The organism is Pseudomonas sp. MD195_PC81_125 (assembly GCF_014060985.1).
Taxonomy (GTDB): domain Bacteria; phylum Pseudomonadota; class Gammaproteobacteria; order Pseudomonadales; family Pseudomonadaceae; genus Aquipseudomonas; species Aquipseudomonas parakoreensis.
In genome coordinates this window covers 1-1,059 of sequence record NZ_JABULD010000345.1, presented here as the reverse complement: position 1 = coordinate 1,059, position 1,059 = coordinate 1, and the positions used below count along the sequence as shown (strand labels likewise).

General features: G+C 51.9%; 1 protein-coding gene. It reads left to right on the top strand.

All coding sequences use genetic code 11. The annotated features are described in order from the left end of the window. Window positions 1-762: 762 nt before the first annotated feature. The gene (locus HT737_RS14370; protein ID WP_182402989.1) at window positions 763-1,032 is read left to right on the top strand and encodes a HigA family addiction module antitoxin; all 270 of its coding nucleotides are present in this window, start codon (window positions 763-765) and stop codon (window positions 1,030-1,032) included. Window positions 1,033-1,059 lie beyond the last annotated feature (27 nt).

Genomic DNA, 1,059 nt, shown 5'->3' with positions numbered 1-1,059 from the left:
GTATGCATTGATTGCTACAGGAGTAATTGGCTCAATTCCGAGTAATGTTGCATCCACCCCGGCAGCTAATGCTTCCGGGTCCATGGATACGGTTTGGTGTGCAAGCTTGCGGGCTTCGGATTTGAGTGTCTGATTACGGAGCTCGGTCCCTTTTCCTTTTCTTCGCATTGTCTGAGTTCTGTTTGGATCAGGCCGCAGAAGGTAGCGAAGGTGGGGATACTCACGTAATCAGGCGTGGGGGACAGTTCTTGTAGGACGGTACTTACGTAAGTGAAGGACGTTGGTTTGGGCGGATTCAGGGTGATACGGCTTGGGAGCTAAAAGTTCGCTGCGACTACTCCTAAAAAAAGAAAAACGGCGTCCTGTCGGACGCCTTTTTCTTTTTTGATTCAGGATTTTCTGCCCGACAGCAGGCCGCTTGGCTCAAGCTCAGGCCCGCACGTAACGGCGACTTCAATAAACCTCCGTTGATTGGCTGACATATTTCCAGCCAGTCGGAGTGCTTCGAGGCGTAGTTCAACAATCAGAAGTAGCTTTGTCTTCCTCTTTTTATCTTTCACAGAGACCTCCATCCTGACGGGTACATTTTCGTTTGCCAATGTAATGAGGGGGGTAAGGACGGCATAACCAGGCGGGGACGCTGATTTTTGTAGGGGCATGCCCTAATAGTTGTAGGACGTCAGCGAAAGGGACTCAACGGTCTTGTAATGCAAAGTCGGGTGCTCCAGTTTGGCCGCTCAATGCAGCCTCTGGAGGCGACAAATGAACCGCAATGGTATGCGCCCGATTCATCCCGGCGAAGTTCTGAATAAGGAATTCATGGAGCCGTTGGGCATGACTGTCATGGACTTGGCCATGCCCACGAACTGGCCTGAAACCGAGATCGAGAAGCTTGTGAAATGCCAGCTCAGGATCTGCGCCGATCTGGCAATCAGACTGGCAATCCACCTCAACACCACGCCTGAGTTCTGGATGAATCTTCAGTCGACTTACGATTTACGCAGGGCTCAGCTCCGGCATGCGGGCCTATAGCGATTGCAGCATCCGCGAAGCCTCTTC